11 protein-coding genes and 3 pseudogenes are annotated in these 20,205 nt (G+C 70.8%); 7 read left to right on the forward strand and 7 right to left on the reverse strand.

The window, feature by feature from the left end:
* Window positions 1-92: 92 nt before the first annotated feature.
* Window positions 93-1,649, reverse strand: a complete 1,557-nt coding sequence (gene guaA / locus JM949_RS20505; protein WP_203150012.1) for a glutamine-hydrolyzing GMP synthase — start codon at window positions 1,647-1,649, stop codon at window positions 93-95.
* Window positions 1,650-1,776: 127 nt separating this feature from the next.
* Between guaA and JM949_RS20510 the strand changes: the two genes are divergently transcribed.
* Entirely contained in the window at window positions 1,777-2,055 is a 279-nt protein-coding gene (locus tag JM949_RS20510) for a Pepco domain-containing protein (protein ID WP_203150013.1), read from the forward strand.
* A 4-nt stretch (window positions 2,056-2,059) separates the two neighbouring features.
* Window positions 2,060-6,640: a caspase family protein gene (locus JM949_RS20515; protein WP_203150014.1), complete on the forward strand. Its 4,581-nt coding sequence runs from the start codon at window positions 2,060-2,062 to the stop codon at window positions 6,638-6,640.
* A gap of 7 nt (window positions 6,641-6,647) precedes the next feature.
* On the opposite strand, the pseudogene JM949_RS20520 reads toward JM949_RS20515, so the two are convergent.
* Window positions 6,648-8,344, reverse strand: a pseudogene (locus JM949_RS20520) (FAD-dependent oxidoreductase).
* 144 nt (window positions 8,345-8,488) lie between these two features.
* Between JM949_RS20520 and JM949_RS20525 the strand changes: the two are divergent.
* Window positions 8,489-9,607, forward strand: a complete 1,119-nt coding sequence (locus JM949_RS20525) for an LCP family protein (RefSeq protein ID WP_203150015.1) — start codon at window positions 8,489-8,491, stop codon at window positions 9,605-9,607.
* A gap of 6 nt (window positions 9,608-9,613) precedes the next feature.
* On the opposite strand, the gene JM949_RS20530 is transcribed toward JM949_RS20525, so the two are convergent.
* Window positions 9,614-11,071 carry a M1 family metallopeptidase gene (locus JM949_RS20530; RefSeq protein ID WP_203150016.1) on the reverse strand — a complete coding sequence of 486 codons (1,458 nt, stop codon included), beginning with the start codon at window positions 11,069-11,071 and terminating at the stop codon, window positions 9,614-9,616.
* A gap of 109 nt (window positions 11,072-11,180) precedes the next feature.
* On the reverse strand, window positions 11,181-12,605 hold the full coding sequence (locus JM949_RS20535; RefSeq protein ID WP_203150017.1) for a M1 family metallopeptidase: 1,425 nt from the start codon (window positions 12,603-12,605) through the stop codon (window positions 11,181-11,183).
* A gap of 312 nt (window positions 12,606-12,917) precedes the next feature.
* Between JM949_RS20535 and JM949_RS20540 the strand changes: the two genes are divergently transcribed.
* Complete coding sequence (locus JM949_RS20540) at window positions 12,918-14,033, forward strand: sugar phosphate isomerase/epimerase family protein (RefSeq protein ID WP_203150018.1); 1,116 nt, start codon at window positions 12,918-12,920, stop codon at window positions 14,031-14,033.
* Between the two features lie 63 nt (window positions 14,034-14,096).
* Here JM949_RS20540 and JM949_RS20545 read toward each other — a convergent pair whose 3' ends face one another.
* Window positions 14,097-15,215, reverse strand: a complete 1,119-nt coding sequence (locus JM949_RS20545; RefSeq protein WP_203150019.1) for a GuaB3 family IMP dehydrogenase-related protein — start codon at window positions 15,213-15,215, stop codon at window positions 14,097-14,099.
* Window positions 15,216-15,245: 30 nt separating this feature from the next.
* Window positions 15,246-16,807: pseudogene (gene guaB, locus JM949_RS20550) on the reverse strand (IMP dehydrogenase).
* Window positions 16,808-16,993: 186 nt separating this feature from the next.
* Between guaB and JM949_RS20555 the strand changes: the two are divergent.
* Complete coding sequence (locus JM949_RS20555) at window positions 16,994-17,413, forward strand: DUF5319 domain-containing protein (RefSeq protein WP_203150020.1); 420 nt, start codon at window positions 16,994-16,996, stop codon at window positions 17,411-17,413.
* Window positions 17,414-17,447: 34 nt separating this feature from the next.
* On the opposite strand, the pseudogene JM949_RS38830 reads toward JM949_RS20555, so the two are convergent.
* Window positions 17,448-18,267: pseudogene (locus JM949_RS38830) on the reverse strand (response regulator transcription factor).
* A gap of 253 nt (window positions 18,268-18,520) precedes the next feature.
* On the opposite strand from JM949_RS38830, the gene JM949_RS20565 reads away from it, so the two are divergent.
* Together JM949_RS20565 and JM949_RS20570 are read left to right on the forward strand one after the other, a co-directional pair.
* Window positions 18,521-18,904 (forward strand): WhiB family transcriptional regulator, encoded by a 384-nt coding sequence (locus tag JM949_RS20565; RefSeq protein ID WP_091406539.1) that lies wholly within the window; start codon window positions 18,521-18,523, stop codon window positions 18,902-18,904.
* A 729-nt stretch (window positions 18,905-19,633) separates the two neighbouring features.
* Window positions 19,634-20,194, forward strand: a complete 561-nt coding sequence (locus JM949_RS20570) for a hypothetical protein (RefSeq protein WP_203150021.1) — start codon at window positions 19,634-19,636, stop codon at window positions 20,192-20,194.
* Window positions 20,195-20,205: the final 11 nt, after the last annotated feature.

The raw sequence follows: 20,205 nt of genomic DNA on the forward strand, positions 1-20,205 counted from the left end.
GCGCCCGGCGGCCCCGGAGCCGGGGTACGCCCCGACGCCGCCCTACCCGCCGACGACCCCGTTCGGCACGCGGCCGGCCGGGTGAGCCGCGCTCACTCCCACTCGATGGTGCCCGGCGGCTTGCTGGTGACGTCCAGCACCACCCGGTTCACCTCGGCCACCTCGTTGGTGATCCGGGTGGAGATCCGGGCCACCACCTCGTAGGGCAGCCGGGACCAGTCGGCGGTCATCGCGTCCTCGCTGGAGACCGGGCGCAGCACCACGGGATGCCCGTAGCTGCGTCCGTCTCCCTGCACACCGACGCTGCGCACGTCGGCGAGGAGCACCACCGGGAACTGCCACACTCCCCGGTCGAGGCCGGCGGCGGTCAGCTCCTCACGGGCGATCAGGTCGGCCTCGCGGAGCAGGTCGAGGCGCTCCTGGTTGACCGCGCCGATGATCCGGATGGCCAGGCCGGGACCCGGGAACGGGTGCCGCCAGACCATCGCCTCGGGCAGGCCCAGCTGGAGGCCGAGCGCCCGGACCTCGTCCTTGAACAGCGTGCGCAGCGGCTCGACCAGGGCGAACTTCAGGTCCTCCGGAAGGCCGCCGACGTTGTGGTGGCTCTTGATGTTGGCGGTGCCGGTGCCGCCGCCGGACTCCACCACGTCCGGGTAGAGGGTGCCCTGGACGAGGAACTCCACGTCACCGTGTGCGGCGACCTCGCGGGCCGCGGCCTCGAAGACCCGGATGAACTCGCGACCGATGATCTTGCGCTTCTGCTCCGGGTCGGTGACCCCGGCGAGCGCGCCGAGGAACCGGTCGGCGGCGTCGACCACCTTCAGCTTGATGCCGGTGGCGGCCACGTAGTCCTTCTCCACCTGCTCGGCCTCGCCGGCGCGCAGCAGGCCGTGATCGACGAAGACGCAGGTGAGCTGGTCACCGACCGCCTTGTGCACCAGGGCCGCGGCGACCGCCGAGTCCACCCCGCCGGACAGGCCGCAGATGACCTCCTTGTCGCCGACCTGGGCGCGGATCCGGGCCACCTGCTCGTCGATGATGTTCTCGGGCGTCCAGGTCGGCTCGATGCCGGCGATGTCGTAGAGGAAGCGGGTCAGCATCTCCTGGCCGTACGCGGTGTGCCCGACCTCGGGGTGGAACTGCACGCCGGCCCGACGCCCGGCCAGGTCCTCGAACGCGGCGACCGGCGCGCCCGCCGACTCGGCGGTCACGGTGAAGCCCTCGGGCGCCTCGGTGACACAGTCCCCGTGGCTCATCCAGACCGGCAGGTCGGCCGGCAGGTCGCGGAGCAGGACCCCGGGGTCGAGGAGACGGGGGCGCAGCGGGGTGCCACCGTACTCACGGTTACCGGTCCTCGCGACAGTGCCGCCGAGCGCCTGCGCCATCGCCTGGAAGCCGTAGCAGATGCCGAAGACCGGCACGTCGGCGGTGAACACGCCCGCGTCGATCTGCGGCGCCTCCGGGGCGTAGACGCTGGCCGGACCACCGGACAGGATGATCGCGGCGGGGTTCTTCGCCAGCATCTCGGCGATCGGCATCGAGTGCGGCACGATCTCGGAGTAGACCTTCGCCTCGCGGACCCGGCGGGCGATGAGCTGGGCGTACTGGGCTCCGAAGTCCACCACGAGGACAGGGCGAGGCAGGCTCATGTGCGCAAAGCCTACCGACAGTCACGGCCACTCCCGGCACCGGCTCGCCCTGGACGCGCGGGCACGCATCGCTCAGCGACTCACGCCGGGACCACCGGGGTTGAAACCGGGCACTACCCTCGCGACCGTGGATGCCTGGGTAATGGACGAACACAGCAAAGGCCTGGTCGACCGGCAGCTGAAGACGATCACCGTCAACGCGGAACGTGTTCGGGCGGCGCTCGACGAGTTGCAGGTGCTCCTGCCGGACGACCCGGACCCCGTCGACGGCAGTCGGCGACGGTGGCGGATGGACGAGGTCGAGCTGACCGTGGAGTTGACCGGCGAGGGCGGCGTGAAGCTGCTGGGCAGCGCCACAGTTGGTATCACCGGCGGCATCCGGGTGCTCTTCAAGCGAGCCGAGTAACGACATGCGGCGGGCGCTCCTCATCGGCATAGCTCTCTACACCGGTGGCTATCGCAATGCCATCGGGCCGGCCGTCAGGGCGGACGTTCAGAAGCTCAGACGCGCCCTCGGCGACAGTGGGGTGACCGTGTCGAAGACGCTCCTGGCCGACACCGCCGAGGTCGGCTCGGACGCCATCCGCTCGGCGATCGCCGAATTCCTGATCGACTGCGACGTCGACGACGACCTGGTCGTCTATTTCAGCGGGCACGGCCGCTACTTCGACGGGGTCAGCTATCTGGTGCCGTCAGCCGTCAATCCGCGCCTGCCGGACCAACGCAGCTACCTGGTGCCGGTGCGCTTCGAGTCGGAGATCGAGGTCAGCCCGGCCCGTTCGGTGACCTTCCTGATCGACGCCTGCCGAGACGGCGAGCCAGGCGACGAGACACACCGTCCACCGATGTCGTCGAGCACCGCGACCACGTTCATCTTCGCCACCCAGACGTCGGCGGTGGCCCACAGCGTGGCGGGGGCCGACGCGTGCAGCGTGTTCACCCGGGCGCTCGTGGAACTGCTGCCCAGCCTTGCGCCGGAGGTGCGCCTCTCCCGGGCCACCGCGCTGGTGCAGGACCGGATGAAGCTGATCTGCGACCAGGAGGGTCTACCCACCCAGCAGCTGGACGTGGCCAGCAATGTGAACGGGGACACTGCCGCGTTTCCCCTGTTCGCGTTCAGTCCCGCCATGCACGCCGAGGACCGGTGGAGCCGACTGCTGCGCAACGAGCTTCCGGACATCCTGGGCGAGACGCCACACGGCCGACCGGAACCGTCGCCCGCCCAGGTTGAGCGTCTGCTGAAGATCGCGGACGACCTTGAGGCGTCGGCGTCGGCCAGGTCGGTGCTGGCCGGCCGCCCGATGAGCCCATGGCTGCAACCCGGCCTCGTTGATCGACTCGCCCGCACCCTGAAGGAGCTCGCCCCCGCCATCCTCGCCACCCCGCTCGAGCGCCTGGTGCTGGTCGGGTTGGCCGCGGTGGTCGACGGGGCCTTCCGCAGCGCCGAGGTGGGCTTACTGGCCCGGCAGGGTTCGTGCTGGTCGTTGGATTGCGTCGTCTCCGCCGAACCGGGGTTGCGGCGAGCTGTCGACTGGGACGATCCCGCGTCGCCACTGCGACAGTGGGCCGCCCATCTCGCCGCGGTACGGGAATGCGCCCTCGACACCACAGGTCACCTCCGGGAGGGCATCGCGGACGTCGTCCGGGGGATCGAGCCCGACCTGCCGGCGGCCAGCGTCGGTCGCACGGTGAGCTACCTCATCGAGGCCGTCCGGTACGCCTTCGACCCGTCCCGCAGTCTGACCGACCTCGCCCCGGTCGAACTGGAGATCGACCCGGACCCGGTCCGGTCGAGTGTCAATGGCTGGCGGTTGGCCGCCGCACTACAACTGCTCTGGCGGCTGAGTCTGGACACCCGCTTCTTCGAACCAGCCAGCGGCATCCATCTGGTGCACGACGACCTGCCCCTGGCCGAGGCCCTGGCGGGGCTTCAGGAGGCCCGCTGGCACCGGGTGCAGAACCTCCTGGACCTGAGCCTCTGGACCCGGAGCGCGCCAATCGACCTGGCGGTCCGGCAGTTGGTGGCGGAAACGAACGAGGTTCTGCTGAACCACCGCCAGCCGGGTGGTCCACTACACCAGACGAAGACCCCCCATCTGATCGCTACCAGCCGGCTCCAGCCCGAGCAGGCGTCGTTCCGCCTGCCGCACGTGACCTTCCGGGTCTCCACCTCGGAGACCCGGCACCTCCTGATGGGCACCAACCTCTACCAGGACCCGTCCCTCGCCGTCCGCGAGCTGTACCAGAACGCCGTGGACGCCTGCCGCTACCGGGAGCGCCGGCTCCAGCATCTCCAGGGCGACGAGTACGACTGGAGTCCGGCGATCAAGTTCCGGATGGGTGTCGAGGGTGGCCGCCGGTTTCTTGAGTGCCGGGACAACGGCATCGGCATGTCGCACCACGAGATCAGGGAGGCGTTCGCGAAGGCCGGACGCCGGTTTCGGGATCTTCCGGAGTTCATCCAGGAGTCCGCCGAGTGGGCCACCGACGGCGGCGCGGAGTTCCAACCGATCTCGCAGTTCGGCATCGGGGTGCTCAGCTACTTCATGATCGCCGACGAGTTGGAGGTGCGGTCGACCCGCGTCGATCGCCGGCTGGGTCTCCAGCCGCCGATCCGGGTCCGGATCCGTGGTGGTTCGGACCTGTTCCAGATCAGTGGCGGCGGCCAGGTCGAGCCCACCGGCGGCGGAACCGTCGTACGCCTGTTCCTCAACCCCGAATCCCAGGAGTTCGACCTGGCGGAGGCGCTGAACTCGACCGTCCGGGCACCCACCATCCCGGTGTTCTTCGCGGGTCGGAGGTGGCAGGCGGATCGGCTGTACGACCGGAACGGCAACGAGGTGACGCCCTGTTTTCGGGCACCGGACCTCGCCGTCTTCTTTCACGAGGGGCCGAGCGAGATCCTCGTCAACGGCATCCCGACAAGCGTCTCCCAACGCTTTCGATCCGTCGGCTGCACCGTCTCGCTCGGTGGGTGGGCCCAGCCGAACCTCAGCGTGGACCGTCGAACGCTGCTGGGGTACGACCAACGGGCCGTCAGCGAACGCATCCAGCAGGCCGCCACCAGGGTGGGTGACTGGGCCGACGCGTCCGGGAACTGGTTGTTGGGTCTCTTCAGCACGGACATTCCGGCGGCCCGCCTGGCCTGGCAGAGGCTGCGTGACCGGCCGTTGACCGTCGGTCCGGCGGTGAACCACGTCGAGGTACCCGACTCGGCGGCGTACCGGACCAAACCGCTGTCACTAATGCCGGCGCGGGACGGGCTGCACCTGCGGGACCCTGATCTGCTGCACCGCCGAGGAGACCCACGCAGCGTCCTCGATGCCGCCCGCATCGCCGTCATCGTGGATGGCGAACGACCGAGCCCGCCCCCGGGGATACCGCCGTTCGACGACCGGTTGGCCGCTGTCCTCAACGGATATCGTCATCTGCCCACCGACTTCGGCCCCGGGACGCGTCAGCGGGGCGGCGGTGAGGACGCGGTCAGCGGGACGTTCGGGCGGGAGAGAGTCCTTGGTGAACTGCAGGCGCTGGCCGGACACTTTCAGGTCACCCTGGGTGCGGTAGCGATCTATGGGTGGGCGTTGGCGCTGCTCGAACAGCCGGCGTCGCTCAGCCTGACCCCGGCGGCGGCCGGCCTGTCCGCGAGGCGTAACGCGCAGACCTGGCAGTCACTTGCCGACTCTCCACTCCGTAACCTCCCGATCCTCCTGCGCGACCTGACCTTCGCTGTGGTGAGCACGCGAGCGGTGGAGGAGGACGTGCCTGACTGGCCAGCCACTCGCATCGTGCCCGCGGCGGCATGGCTTCCCGCTCCGAAGATCGATCGGGAAACCGCCATGAAGCGCATCGCCAAACTGGGTGCCGCCTCCCTCGGAGACCTTAGGACGGAAGCCCGCAAGGTGCTGTTCGGCGACGAGCAGCCGACCACCCAGGCCAGATACACGAACGTGACGCCGCACCTGAGTCGTTACGCGGTGCTGGCGGCATCCCGCGACTGTGACCGGGTGGCTCCGTTTCATCGCAGCACCATTCCCGTCCTCAATGTGGCTTTCGCCGCCTACCACGCGTCCTGGGAGCACGGACCGGACCACGACCAGATCATGGCCGAGCTCTCCGCGGCGGGCTTCCGAACCGAGCCGCACGTCGAGGATTGGTCGCTGGTGATGGCGGCCGTCGAAGCCTGCCCCGCACTGGCCCACGGCAATGGACGCTCACTCGACGACACTGTCGACGATCTGCAGATGGTGATCTCGATCCTGGACGGGGCCGACTGGGATGAGCTGTCCCGCGCCATCGACCTCCTGGTCAGATCGGGAGTCGGGAGTGAGCGACTGACCGAGATCGTTCGGCTGGAACCAGAGTCGAGAGGTCAGCTCAGACGACATGCCGATGTTCTCGGCGGCCAGCTCTCCCGTGCCCTCGTCACCATCGACACGGTGGTCGCACTCGCCAACCTGGAGGGTGTGACGCTCGGGCAGTCGCTCGCCGATCTGGAGCGGTACCGAGGCCTGACCCGCCGCTTCGACCTGCCCGCCCGCCTTCCCGCCAGCCTCGCCGACCGGGTTCCGAGCAAGCTCGTCCAGCAGTTCTTCGCCGAGTCTCCCTGGGAGCGATTCGCCCGCAGCGGCTCGAACTGGGCGCTGCGGGCGGTCCGCATGGCGGCGCTGACCGGCACGTCACTTCGGGACATCGCAGCCGAGGTCCGTCCGCTACTCGTTGCCGGTGGCGAGGACGTCGCGCCGCTCGACCAACTGACGTCGGTCGTGGACCGGCCGATCGCCTTCGACGACCTGCTCGTGCTCGGCACGCAACAACTGGAGCCACCGCTCGCCGACCCGGCGGAGATCGCCGCCCTGTGCCGTCCGTTCGCCATCGACCCGGAGGGCCTGGCCGACCGTGCGACGCCGTGGCTCGCCGCGCCCCGCCTCAAGATCGACGAACGCGACTGGGAGGCGGTGCGGTGGCTCCTCCGTCTCGACGCGGAATAGGCCGGGCTCACTGGCGCAGGGCGCCGGGGGCGTCCGGCGGAACCGCCGGGTCTCGCGGGGGTACGACGGGCAGCCTGCGGTACGGGGAGCCCAGGGGCGGACGGGGGTCCTCCTCGCCCTTGTTGGGCCAGAGGGACATCGCTCGTTCCGCCTGCGCGGTGATCGTCAGCGCCGGGTTCACGCCGAGGTTGGCCGAGACCGCCGCGCCGTCGACCACGTGCAGCCCGGGGTGCCCGTACACCCGGTGCCACGGGTCGATCACCCCATCGGCTGGCGTCGCCCCGATGACCGCCCCGCCCAGGATGTGCGCGGTCACCGGGATGTCGAACGGCTCGGTGAGCGAGCCGCCGGGGGTACCGCCGATCTCGTCGGCGAGCAGCCGGACCGCTGTGTTGCCGGCCGGGATCCAGGTCGGGCTCGGGGTGCCGTGGCCCGGGGTGGTGACCAGCCTGGAGCCGAGCACGCCGCGCCGCCACCGGGTGGTCAGCGAGTTGTCCACCGACTGCATGACCAGGGCGATCACCGTCCGCTCCGACCAGCCCCGCACCGACGCCATCCGGGCGGCCAACCCGGGCTGTCGCAGCATGCCGCCAAGCCAGCGCCGCACCCGGTGTGGGCCGCCGTCGACAAGCAGCGACTGGAGCAGCCCCATCGCGTTGGAGCCCCGCCCGTAGCGGACCGGCTCGACGTGGGTCTGCGGGTCGGGGTGGAACGAGCTGGTGATGGCCACCCCCTCGGTGTAGTCCAGCCGCTCGGACCGGGCCCGTCGCCTGGGCACCGAGGCGCCGAGGATCGCCTCCGAGTTGGTCCGGGTCAGCTCGCCGAGGCGGGGTGAGAGCCCGGTTAGCACGTCGGCGGCCCGCATCTCGTGCAGCAGTCGTTGGGTGCCGAGCGCCCCGGCGGCGAAGACCACCTGCTCGGCGCGGATGATCTGCCGCCCCCGGCGCGGCCAGCCGCCGGTGCGCTCGGTGTGCACCTGGTACCCGCCGTCGGCGGCCGGCCGGACGGCGGTCACCGTGGTCAGCGGGTGCACCGCGACCCCGAGCCGCTCGGCGAGCCAGAGGTAGTTCTTGACGAGCGTGTTCTTCGCCCCGTGCCGGCAGCCGGTCATGCACGAGCCGCAGTGCAGGCAGCCGGTGCGTTCCGGGCCGGCGCCACCGAAGTACGGGTCGTGGTCCGCTCACCGGGCCGGCCGATGTGCACGCCCACCGGGGTCGGGTGGAAGGTGTGCCCCACCCCCATCCGCTCGGCCACCGCGCGCATGGCCCGGTCCGCACCGGTGTCCAGCGGGTACGTGGTGACTCCGAGCATCCGCTTCGCCTGGTCGTAGTGGCGGGCCAACTCGTCCCGCCAGTCGGTGATGTCCCGCCACTGCGGGTCGGTGTAGAAGGCGGGCAACGGTTCGTAGAGGGTGTTCGCGTAGACCAGCGAACCGCCGCCCACCCCCGCGCCGGAGAGCACCAGCACCCCGCTGCCGGAGCGGCGCACCGCCGGACGGAGCACTGTGAGCCGTTGGATGCCGTAACAGCCGAGCCTCGGCGCCCAGAGGAAGCGGCGGGCCCGCCAGGACGTCTGCGGGAACTCGTCGTCGGCGAAGCGCCGGCCGGCCTCCAGCACCCCGACCGAGTAGCCCTTCTCGGCCAACCGGAGCGCGGTGACGCTGCCACCGAAGCCGGACCCGATGACGAGCACGTCGTACCGCATGGAGGCATCATTACTCGCGAGTAGCGCTCGCGCCAGCGGCAGTTTCGCGCGATCATGCACCGGCCGTCCGACTCGGCGCCTCCCGGCCGCAACCCGGAGCGCCCGTCGGAGCGTTGTTCACCAGACGGGTGGAAGGAATCCAGGATGGTTCTCGGGTCGATGGCGCCGCGCCGACGCTGGCTGCTGCTGGGGTTGACGGCCCTCGTCGCCGTCGCGCTGATCGCGGCCGGCGCGGTGGTGATCACCCGGCTGACCGGTGACGACAAGCCGGCCGGCACCCCGGTGGCCGGCTCACCCACCCCGTCACCGCTCGGCACGCCCACCCCGAGCCCCAGCGGCCCACCACCCGGCGCCGACATCACCGGTCCGCTCACCCTGCTGCTGGTCGGGGTGGACACCCGGGTCAGCGTGCCCGGCTGGGAGCCGCACTCGGACGCGGTGCTGGTGCTGCACGTGCCCAGGGGACTGGGTCGGGCCTACCTCTTCTCGCTCCCCCGCGACCTGGTAGTGGACATCCCGGCGTTCCCGAAGGCCGGCTACCGGGGCGGCAAGACCAAACTCACCCACGCGATGAGCTTCGGCAGCCGGGTGCCGGGCAGGCCCAAACAGCCGAGCACGGCCCAGGGGTACGAGTTGCTGCGCAGCACCGTCAGCGGCTACACCGGGCTGCGCATCGACGCCGGCGCGGTGCTCACGTTCAACGGCTTCGACCGGCTGGTCAACGCCCTGGGCGGGGTGGACATCTACGTCGACCAGCGGGTCGCGTCGTTGCACCGCCGGCCGGACGGCAAGTACCGGCAGAGCGCGCCGGGTGGGTACACCGGGCCGCAACAGGTCTACGAGAAGGGCCAGCGGCACCTCAACGGCTGGCAGGCGCTGGACTACGCGCGGCAGCGCTACATCACCGGCGGCGACTACGCCCGGCAGCGGCACCAACAGCAACTGATCCGGGCGATGACCCGCAAGATCCTGGACGAGGGCCTGGCCCGGCAACCGGAGCGGGTCGACCAGGTGGTCAGCGCGTTGGGCGACACGCTTGTCTACGTGGGCGGGCGCCGGATCGTCGACATCGGGTACGCCCTGAGTGGACTGCCCGAGAACAAGTTCACCCTGGTCGGCCTGCCCGGTGCCGGCGTCGGCAAGGGCAGCGCCTACCGGGGCGAACAGCTCACCGCCGAGGGCCGGAAGTTCCTCACCGAGCTCCGGGCCGGTCGGGCCGACGCCTTCCTGGCGGCCCACCCGAACCTGGTGGTCAAGAACTGACCGGGCTCACCGGGCCTTGGGGCGGGCCGGCCGCTTGGTGCCGTAGAGCCAGGCGTCGAACAGTTCGTCCAACTGCTTGCCGGAGATGCGCTCGGCCAGGGCCACGAACTCGGCGGTGGTGGCGGTGCCGTTGCGCTTCTCCGCCGCCCAGGTCCGGACGATCTCGAAGAACGCCTTGTCACCGACGGCCACCCGCAGGGCGTGCAGGGTCATCCCACCGCGCTGGTAGACCGACTCGCTGAACAGCCCCTCCACACCGGGCTTGCCCGGCGCCGTCTGCCACACCTGCGCGGGCAGCCGGGCGTACCGGTTGTCGAACGCCTGGTCGGCGGTGTACTCGTCGGTGTGCTCGGCCCACAACCACTCCGCGTACGTCGCGAAGCCCTCGTTGAGCCAGATGTCCTCCCACCTAACCAGCGCGACGCTGTCACCGAACCACTGGTGGGCCAGCTCGTGCGCGACGACCTCGGTGTTCTCGCCCTGCCGGAAGAAGCTCGCGGCGTAGACCGGCCGGCTCTGCGTCTCCAGCGCGTAGGAGATCCGACTGTCCGAGACCACCACCCCGCCGTACGCGTCGAACGGGTACTGCCCGAACACGGTCTCCAGGTAGTCGGCCACCGCGACGGTCTGCGCGATGGACGCGTCCGCGGCGCCCTTGGCCACGGTGGTGGTGACCGCGCTGTAGACCGGGCGGCCCTTGTGCTCACCGGTGGTGATCCGGAACTTGCCGATCACCAGCGTGCTCAGATAGCTGGCCATCGGCGAGTTCTCCGACCACTTCCAGGTGGTCCAGCCGCCGGCGCTGCTCTTACCGCCCGGAACGCCGTTGCTGATCGCGGTCAGGCCGTCGGGGACGGTGACCTCGAAGTCGTAGGCCGCCTTGTCGGACGGGTGGTCGTTGACCGGGAACCAGGTGCTCGCCGACTCGGGTTGACCCAGCGCGATGGCACCGTCGGAGGTGTGCAGGAAACCGCCGTCACCGAGCGTCTCGTTCCTCAGTGGCTTGGGCACGCCCGAGTAGGTGATCTCGGCGACGAACCCGTTGCCGTTGATCAGACCGGAGGCCGGCTTGATCACCAGCTCGTTCCGCTTCCGGCTGTGGGTCGCCGGTGCGCCGTCCACGGTGACCGCGCTGACGGTCAGGCCGGCCAGGTCGAGGTTGAATGTCGACAGGTCGGCCGTCGCGGTGGCCTGCACGGTGGTGGTACCGGTGAGCTGGTCCTTCGCCGGGTCGTAGCGCACCTTCACGGTGTACCGCGAGACGTCGTAGCCGCCGTTGCCGTAGGTCGGGAAGTAGGGGTCACCGACCCCGTCGGCACCGGGGGTGAACGTCCGCGACGGCGTGGGGGACGTGCTCGGTGACAGCCCCGCCTCCGGCGGCGTCGAGTCACATCCGGACAGCGCGAGTGCCCCGGCCACCAGCAGACCGACGCCTACTCGCAGTCTGTGCCGCGTCCCCCGCATGCCCACACCCCTCCGCACGGTGGCGGTCACGGCCGATGCCGCTCCGCGTGAACGGCCACCCACCGACCGTTCGCAGGCGGCAGCATATCGACCGGCCACCGCGGCCGCGTCACGGCAGTGTCGGGGGCACCCCACCCACCAGCCAGGCGTCGAAGAGCGGTCGCAGTTGCCGGTTCGCGACCCGCTCGGCCAGCGCGATCAGGTCCGGGGTGGTCGCGTTGCCCGCCGCCCGCTCGCTGGTCCAGGTCCGCAAAACGCGGAAGAACAGCTCGTCACCGAGGGTCCGGCGCAACGCGTGCACGGCGAGCGCCCCGCGCTTGTAGACGGCGGTGCCGAACATCCGCTTCCGGCCCGGCTCGACCGACGGCTGTGACCAGTCGGTCGCCGCGTACTGGAGTTCGAAGTTGCGCTGCGCGGTCCGGCCGCCGTCGTGCTCCGCCCACAGCCACTCGGCGTAGCTGGCGAAGCCCTCGTTCAGCCAGATGTCGCTCCACCTGCTCAGCGACACGCTGTCGCCGAACCACTGGTGGGCCAGCTCGTGCGCGACGACACCGGCGTTGGGCTGGTCTTCGGCGAAGAAGGCGGGCCCGTAGACCGGCCGGGACTGGGTCTCCAGCGCGTACCCGATCCGCTCGTCGGCGATCACGATCCCCCCGTACGAGTCGAACGGGTACGGGCCGAAGCGACTGGCCAGGAAGTCCGCGATCGCGCCGGTGCGGGCCAGCGAGCGGGCCGCGCCGCCGGCCGGCGGCAGGCTCGCCGGCATCGCGGTGATCATCGGACGGCCGGCGTGCGTGCCGGTCTGCACCCGGTAGTCGCCGATCACCAGGGTGCTCAGGTAGCTGGCCATCGGGGCCCGCTCCGACCAGCGCCAGGTGGTCCAGCCGTCGGCGCTGCTCTGCGGCCCGGGTACGCCGTTGCTCAGCGCGGCCAGGCCATCCGGGACGGTCACCGCCAGGTCGTAGCTGGCCTTGTCCGACGGGTGGTCGTTGACCGGGAACCAGGTGGCGGCCGAGTCGGGTTGGCCGAGCGCGACGGCACCGTCGGCGGTGTGCAGGAACCCACCGCTGCCCAACGACCCGTCGACGACGGCGGTGGGCACACCCGCGTAGTCGACGGTCACGGTGAACGGTCGGCCGCGCGGCAGCCCGTCGCGGGGCGTCACCACCAACTCGCCGTCGGCACGGCGGTGCTCGGCAACCGCGTCACCGACGCGGACCCTGCCGACGTCCAAGCCGACCAGGTCCAGGTTGAACCGGGACAGCGCCTGGGTGGCGGTGGCCGTGATGACCGCCCGACCGGTCAGCCGGTCGCTGGCGGGCTCGTAGCGGACGGTCAGGTCGTAGTGCGTGACGTCGTAGCCGCCGTTGCCGTGCCCTGGCACGTACGGATCGCCGGCGTCGGCCGCTCCGGGCCGGAAGCCCTCCCGGTCGTTGCCGGTGCAACCGGCCCCGAACAGTCCGATCGCGCAGGTCAACGCGGCAGCGGTGGCGGCCAGTTGACGGCCGGCGGGCCTTCGTCCGATCTGGACCATGCCCACTCCTCCTGCGGCGTCCCTGGTCAGGACGAGCCTAGTCAGCGCCGCCGGCCGGGCGGCCCGAAATCGACGACCATCAGTAGCTTTCGTCGAAACGAACAAAAGCTCACGTCGATCGACACTTTCTTTTGACTTAGACCGACGTTAGTGTCTGTCTCCAAGCTGTAACGTTCTCGGAACATTCGCACCGATCACGGCCGGGCGGCACGCCGCGTCCTGGCCACGGGCGCTCGGCGCCCCGCGACCGGACCACGTCGCGCCTCTGCTGATCGTTACCGACGGCCACCGCCGTCGCGAAAGGTGGAACGAATGCCAGACCGCACCGCACCCGACGCCTCCCCCACCGGCCGGCTCAGCCGTCGGTCCCTGCTCGCCGCCTCCGCCGGCGCCGCGGCCGCGATCGGCGCGGCCGGCCTGCCGGTCCTCGCCACCGGCACCCCCGCGCTCGCCAACCCCGGCAACGCGAGCAAGCTGCGGGTGGAGCCGCTGATCCCGGCCCGCAACCGCGGCATCATCCTCTACAGCGTCCGCGACCGGATCACCGCCGCACCCGACGACAGCGGGGTGCCGTACGGCTTCGAGCGGGTCCTCGCCCGGCTCGCCGAGATCGGCTACAAGGAGATCGAGTTCGCCGGCTACACCCAGAGCACCGAGATCCTCGGCCGGCAGATCACCCCCACCGAGATCCGCAAGATCCTCGACGACAACGGTCTGGTGGCCAACGGCACCCACGCCACCATCCAGGCGGCCACCTTCCAGCAGCAGCTGGACATCGCCGAGGAACTCGGCATGAAGAACATCGGCACCGGCAGCGACCCGACCAACAGCGCGTACAAGGCCGAGTGGGACGCCGCCGCCGACACCTGGAACGAGCTGGGCCGACAGGCCCGAGCCCGGGGCATGCGGCTCTACACGCACAACCACGACGCCGCGTACAGCTTCCTGATCGACCGCGGCCCGCGCGACGCGCAGGGTCGGCAGACCCGCTCCTCCGGCATCCGCCGACTGGAGTACTTCTTCGAGATCACCGACCCGCGGTACGTCTTCTTCGAGCTGGACATCTACTGGGCCTACGTGGCCCGCTACAAGCACCAGAAGTACGTCAACGCGGCCGGGCAGGAAGTCACCGACCTGTTCGACCCGATCCTCACCGTGGCCGACCGGACCACCCGGTTCCCGCTCTTCCACGCCAAGGACGGCGACCGGGACCCCAGCGTCCCCGACGGTCACCAGATGGTCCCGCTGGGCGACGGCGACATCAACTTCCAGCAGTTCTTCCAGACCATCGGCGAGCGCAACTTCCACCACGCCAACTGGGAGATGGACACCGCCCCCGGCGGCCCGGAGAACCAGGGCCGGTCGCTCGACTTCGCGGCGTCCAGCTACCGCAACATGTCCGACCTGACCATCTACGTCGAGAAGTGACCCTCCACTGAACGCGGCGAAGGCCGGCCCGTGCGGGCCGGCCTTCGCCGCGTTGACGGGAGGTCAGCGGTCGAGGACCAGGCCGACCTTCTGGAACTCCTTCAGGTCGCGGTAACCGCACTTGGCCATCGCCCGGCGCAGGCCGCCGAAGAGGTTGAGCTGGCCGTCCGCCTCGTCCGCCGGCCCGAAGAGCAGCTGCTCCATCGAGCCGAGCGGCTCACCGGCCACCTCGAAGGCGCCCCGGGGCAGCGACGGGTGACTCGCCGCCGAGTGCCACCAGGCGCCACCGGCGGGGGCCTCCTCGCAGAGCGACAGCGGCTCACCGAGCATCACCGCGTCCGCGCCGCAGCCGAGCGCCTTGGCGATGTCGCCCGAGGTCTGGATGTCACCGTCGGCGATCAGGTGCACGTACCGGCCGCCGGTCTCGTCCAGGTAGTCACGGCGGGCCGCCGCGGCGTCGGCGATCGCGGTGGCCATCGGCACCCGGATGCCCAGCACCGACTCGGTGGTCGACCACTCGTCGCCACCGATGCCCACGATCACGCCGGCCGCGCCGGTACGCATCAGGTGCAGCGCCGTCTTGTAGTCGGTGCAGCCACCGACGATCACCGGCAGGTCGAGGTCGGCGATGAACTCCTTGAGGTTCAGCGGCTCGTCGGTGGTCGACACGTGCTCGGCCGAGACGATGGTGCCCTGGATGACCAGGATGTCCACTCCGGCGTCCAGGATCACCGGTGCCAGCGCGAGGGTGTGCTGCGGGGAGACCCGCACCGCCACCGTGCTGCCACCGGCACGCAGCTCGCGGACCCGCTCCGCGATCAGGTCCGGGCGGATCGGCTCGGCGTACACCTCCTGGAGCCGCTTGGTGGCGCGGGCCTCCTCGTCGAGGCCGGCCAGCTCGTCCAGCACCTTGGTCGGGTTCTCGTAGCGGGTCCAGAGCCCCTCGACGTTGAGCACGCCGAGGCCGCCGAGCTGCCCGAGCCGCACCGCCGACGACGGGCTCATGGTGGCGTCGGAGGGGTGACCGACGCACGGAATGCCGAACGGGTACGCGTCGAGCTGCCAGGAGGTCGAGACGTCGTCGACGTCCCGGGTGCGGCGGCTCGGCACGATGGCGATGTCGTCCAGGTGGTAGCCGCGCTGCGCGGTCTTGCCCAGCCCGATCTCGACCACGTCACGCATGGGGGACTCCAGGTGGTTGGGGGTGGAAAGTCAGCGGGTGTGGTAGTTCGGCGCCTCGACGGTCATCTGGATGTCGTGCGGGTGGCTCTCCTTCAGGCCCGCCGCGGTGATCCGGATGAGCTGGCCCCGGCGGTGCAGGTCGGGGATGTTCTCCGCACCGGCGTACCCCATGGCCAGTCGCAGACCGCCGACCAGTTGGTGGGCCACCCGGGACAGCGGCCCCCGGTAGGGCACCTGACCCTCCACGCCCTCCGGGACCAGCTTGTCGTCGCTGAGCACGTCCTGCTGGAAGTAGCGGTCCTTGCTGTACGACTTGGCCTGGCCCCGGGACTGCATCGCACCGAGCGACCCCATCCCGCGGTACGTCTTGTACTGCTTGCCGTTCACGAAGATCAGCTCGCCCGGGCTCTCCTCGCAACCGGCCAGCAGACTGCCGAGCATCACCGTGTCGGCGCCGGCGACCAGTGCCTTGGCGATGTCGCCAGAATATTGAATGCCGCCGTCGCCGATCACCGGCACGCCGGCTGGGCGGGCGGCCCGGGCGCCTCCATGATCGCGGTCACCTGCGGCACGCCGACCCCGGCGACGATCCGGGTGGTGCAGATCGCGCCCGGCCCCACGCCCACCTTGACGCCGTCGGCGCCGGCGTCGACAAGCGCCTTCGCGCCGGCGTACGTGGCCACGTTGCCGCCCATGATGTCGACGGTGACGTCGGCCTTGAGCCGGCGGACCATGTCCAGCACGGCCCGCTGGTGACCGTGCGCGGTGTCCACGATCAGCACGTCGACGCCCGCGTCGACAAGCGCACGGGCCCGCTTGTAGGCGTCCTCGCCGACACCGATGGCGGCGGCGACCCGCAGCCGACCGGCGTCGTCCTTGCTGGCGTCCGGGTACTGCTCGCTCTTGGTGAAGTCCTTGACCGTGATCAGGCCACGCAGCCGGCCCGAGTCGTCGACGATCGGCAGCTTCTCGACCTTGTGCTGACGCAGCAGCGCCAGGGCGTCGTCCTTGCTCACCCCGACCCGGGCGGTGACCAGCGGGGTGTGGGTCATGATCTCGCGGACCGGCGTGTTCGGCTCGGAGACGAAACGCATGTCCCGGTTGGTGACGATGCCGACCAGCTGGCCGTCGCCGTCCACCACCGGCACGCCGGAGATGCGGTAGCGCCCGCACAGCTCGTCGACCTCGCGCAGCGTGTCGTCCGGGCTCGCGGTCACCGGGTTGGTGATCATGCCGGACTCGGAGCGCTTGACCAGGTCGACCTGGAGGGCCTGGTCCTCCAACGAGAGGTTGCGGTGCAGCACCCCGATGCCGCCCTGGCGGGCCATGGCGATCGCCATCCGGGCCTCGGTCACCGTGTCCATCGCGCTGGACAGCAGCGGGATGGACAGCTCGACGTTGCGGGTGAGCTTCGTCCGGGTGTTCACCCGGCTGGGCACCACGTCCGACTCGCCCGGCTGGAGCAGCACGTCATCGAAGGTGAGCCCGAGCGGAACCACCCGGGCAGAGCCGGCGGGCAGCTCGGGCAGGTGGCCGCCCAGGTCGGCGTGCTCGACGCCGGCCGGAAGATCGGTGCTGGGCGAATTTTCCACGATTGCTCCCCTGAGCTGCTCGGATGGGCTTCAGCGAGGTGGCGCGGGCAGGCACCGGAGCGCGCCACGGTACCGGCACGTCGCCTCATCGTACCCAGTGAGCTGGGCGACCCGTCCGTGGCGGGCCGGGCCGGCGCGGAGGCCGGGGGGCGGACGTTCGCGTCGCGTTGGGTCTACGGTGAGGGGGTGCACGACGAGCCCATCGACCCGTTCAACGGCGACCCGGCCGATCCGACCGCGGGTCTGGATGACCCGGGCGATGACGCGACGCCGGATCCGCTGACCGACGTCGAGCGGCAGGACGTGTTGGAGGACCTCGCCGACCTGGAGATCTACCAGGCCCTGCTGGCCCCGATCGGGGTCCGTGGGCTGGTGATCGAGTGCGAGGACTGCCGCGAACCGCACTACTTCGACTGGGACCTGCTCCGCGGCAACCTGCGGCACCTGCTCAACTCGGGCCGCCCCCGGGTGCACGAGCCGGCGTACGACCCCGACCCGGACCACTACGTGACCTGGGACTACGCCCGTGGGTACGCGGACGGGGTGCACGACACCCTGACCGAGGGCACCGAGGACGAGCCGGGCACTCCGACCGCCACCCAGTGACGCCGGACCGCCACCCAGTGACGCTGCGGTCAGGTCAGGCGACCAGACCAGCGCGGAAGCCGGCCGCCACCGCGTGTGCCCGGTCCCGCGCGCCGAGCTTGCGGAACAGCCGCCGGGCGTGCGTCTTGACGGTGTCCTCCGACACGAACAGCTCCCGGCCGATCTCCGCGTTGCTCTTGCCCTCGGCCATGCCGAGCAGCACCTGAAGCTCGCGCTCGGTGAGCCCGATCGACGCCCGGGTCGGCCGGGCGTTCGGGGCGGGCCGGGCGGAATCGGTCTGGCCGCCGGCCGACTCACCGGTGGCCGACTCGACCTCGTCGTCACCCCGCTGCACCGGCACCGACGCCAGACCCGCCGGGCCCTCGCCGGGCGTGGCCGCCCAGCCGGGCTCGCCGGAGCCACGCGGCGACGGCCCCGAGCGGCCGGAGCCACCCACCGCCGCGGCGTGCGCGGGCGGCATCGGTGATCCGCTGCCGGGAGGCCCGGCCGGGCGCGGTGAGCAGCAGAAGTGCCTTCGCCACCGCGCTGGTCAGGTCATGGTCGACATTCTGGATGAGACCCCGGGCACCGGCGCTGATGGTGGCCGCGGCGGCCTCGGACTCCTCGGTGCCGAGCAGCAGCACCGCGGCCTGCGGCGCGCGGGCCAACACCCGGCGGACGAAGCCGGCGCTGTCCGGCCGGGTGAGGGCCGTGTCGGCCAGCACCACGTCGGCCGGTCGCTCGGCCAGCCGCAGCATCACCTCAGGATCAGAGACGGCGGTACGAACGATCGCGGACAACCCCAGCCGCGCGGCAGCAGAAGTAAGGTGCTGGGCCGCGAGTGGTGTCCGAACGCACACAAGGACGGTACGCACTGTGGTCTCCTCTCCGCCAACGAGCAGACCATGGCCGGGTCCGTTGGGGAGGGGGTTCTCGGCAATCCTTCGAACTTTTCCGACAGTTGGGGCAAAAGCCGCAATTTGCCAGACGTTTTCGATCACAGACGTGTGAGTTGACGACAGCCCGGGTACCGGGAGATCCAGGCCGGGAACGGTGCGCCTGCGCGGCCCGCCGCCCGGATGCCGGCCACATGGATTCTCGCGGAGCCGCGCGGGAGGAGGGGTGCTGATGTCGAACGTACGTAGACTGCCCGGACCCATCGTCGATCTCTGGGACTGGCAGCGACTCGGTGCCTGCCGAGGGCGGGACAGCGCCCAGTTCTTCCATCCCGACGGTGAACGGGGTTCGTCCCGGCTGCGTCGCGAGTCCGCCGCCAAGTCGGTGTGCCGCGCCTGCCCGGTCCGGGCCGAGTGCGCCGCGCACGCGCTGTCCGTTCGCGAGCCGTACGGCGTGTGGGGCGGCTTCAGCGAATCGGAGCGCCTTCGGCTGCTCGCCGTCGGCTGGGAGGACCTGGCAGACCGCCGGCACGCCCGGGTCGATGTCGCCCGACTGGAGGCCCGACTGGGCCGCCCGCACAAGTCGACCGTTCCGGCCCAACGCAACGTCGCCTGACCCGATACGTCCCCGAACATCCACGAACCGCGCCCCGTACCAGGGGCGCGGTTTCGTCGTCCCCGTCACCATGGCTGACAGTGCCTGATCGACACGGGTTCCAGTGACGTCGTGGGTCTCCCCGGCGTCCCGGATGCCCCGACTTCGGTGCGGCCGAGTGGATGGCCGGGTGTGCAGCGAGTCCGGCGGCAGGCTGGTGGGTGGTTTGTCCGGCCCTGGGCACGCTGTGCTGTGACCGGTCGCACCCCCGGGCCGGAATCATGGCCGAGCCGGGGCCGTTACATCACCGACGATCGCAGCACCACTGCCGACCACCCCGGCCCGGCGGGTTGCTTGCCGGCCCCCGGTCGGAATGCCAGCCACGGCGCGGTCGTTTCGATCCCCACGGGCCATCGCCCGCGGATGCGGGTGGCGGTGGATGAGCCACCGCCGGGAATGACCCCGGTCGCCCGGTCGTTATACGTGGACCCGGCGCCACGAGCCTTCCGCTCGGAGGTCGCCCCCCGGTCGTACGGGCCCCCGGCCCGCTGACCGCGATCGGTGCCCCGAGCTTTCCGCTCGATGGTCTCCGACCCCGGCGTTCCAGGCCCTGCCTGTAGACCGCCACCCCGCACCACGGAGCCTCCCCCGGCCCGTGGCCCCCCAGACTTTGTGCAGCGCCGGACGAGGTGCTCGCACCCGTGCGTCCCCCGACGTGTGGGTGTCCTACCCCCGAAGGAGCTAACCCCCATGAACACGATCATGCGTAAGAGTGTGCTGTCCGTTGCGGGCCTCGCGTTCGCCGGTGGTGTTTTCGCCGGTCCGATCGCCGCCCACGCCAACCCGGTCGAGGGTAAGCCGGTCGCCGTGGCGGTGCAGCAGTCGGCGCCGAAGCCGCAGGGCGAGCAGTCGCACATCACCCTCACCGACGAGCAGACCGCCAACGCCAAGGCGATCATCGCCGCCACGAAGAAGGCCGGCCTGCCCGAGCGCGCCGCGGTCATCTCGATCGCGACCAGCCTGCAGGAGTCCAAGCTGGAGAACCTCGGCCACCTCGGTGACATGAACGACCACGACTCGCTGGGCCTGTTCCAGCAGCGCCCCAGCTCGGGTTGGGGCACCCCGGAGCAGATCACCAACCCCGAATACTCCACCACCGCGTTCCTCAAGGGCCTCAAGCAGGTCGACGGCTGGCAGGACATGCCGCTGACCGACGCCGCCCAGACCGTCCAGGTCTCCGCCTACCCCGACGCCTACGCCCAGTGGGAGCAGCAGGCCACCGACCTCGTCGCCCAGCACTGGAACAGCTGACCCGCACCACC

Source organism: Micromonospora tarensis (genome assembly GCF_016803395.1).
In the GTDB taxonomy this organism is placed as follows: Bacteria; Actinomycetota; Actinomycetes; order Mycobacteriales; family Micromonosporaceae; genus Micromonospora; species Micromonospora tarensis.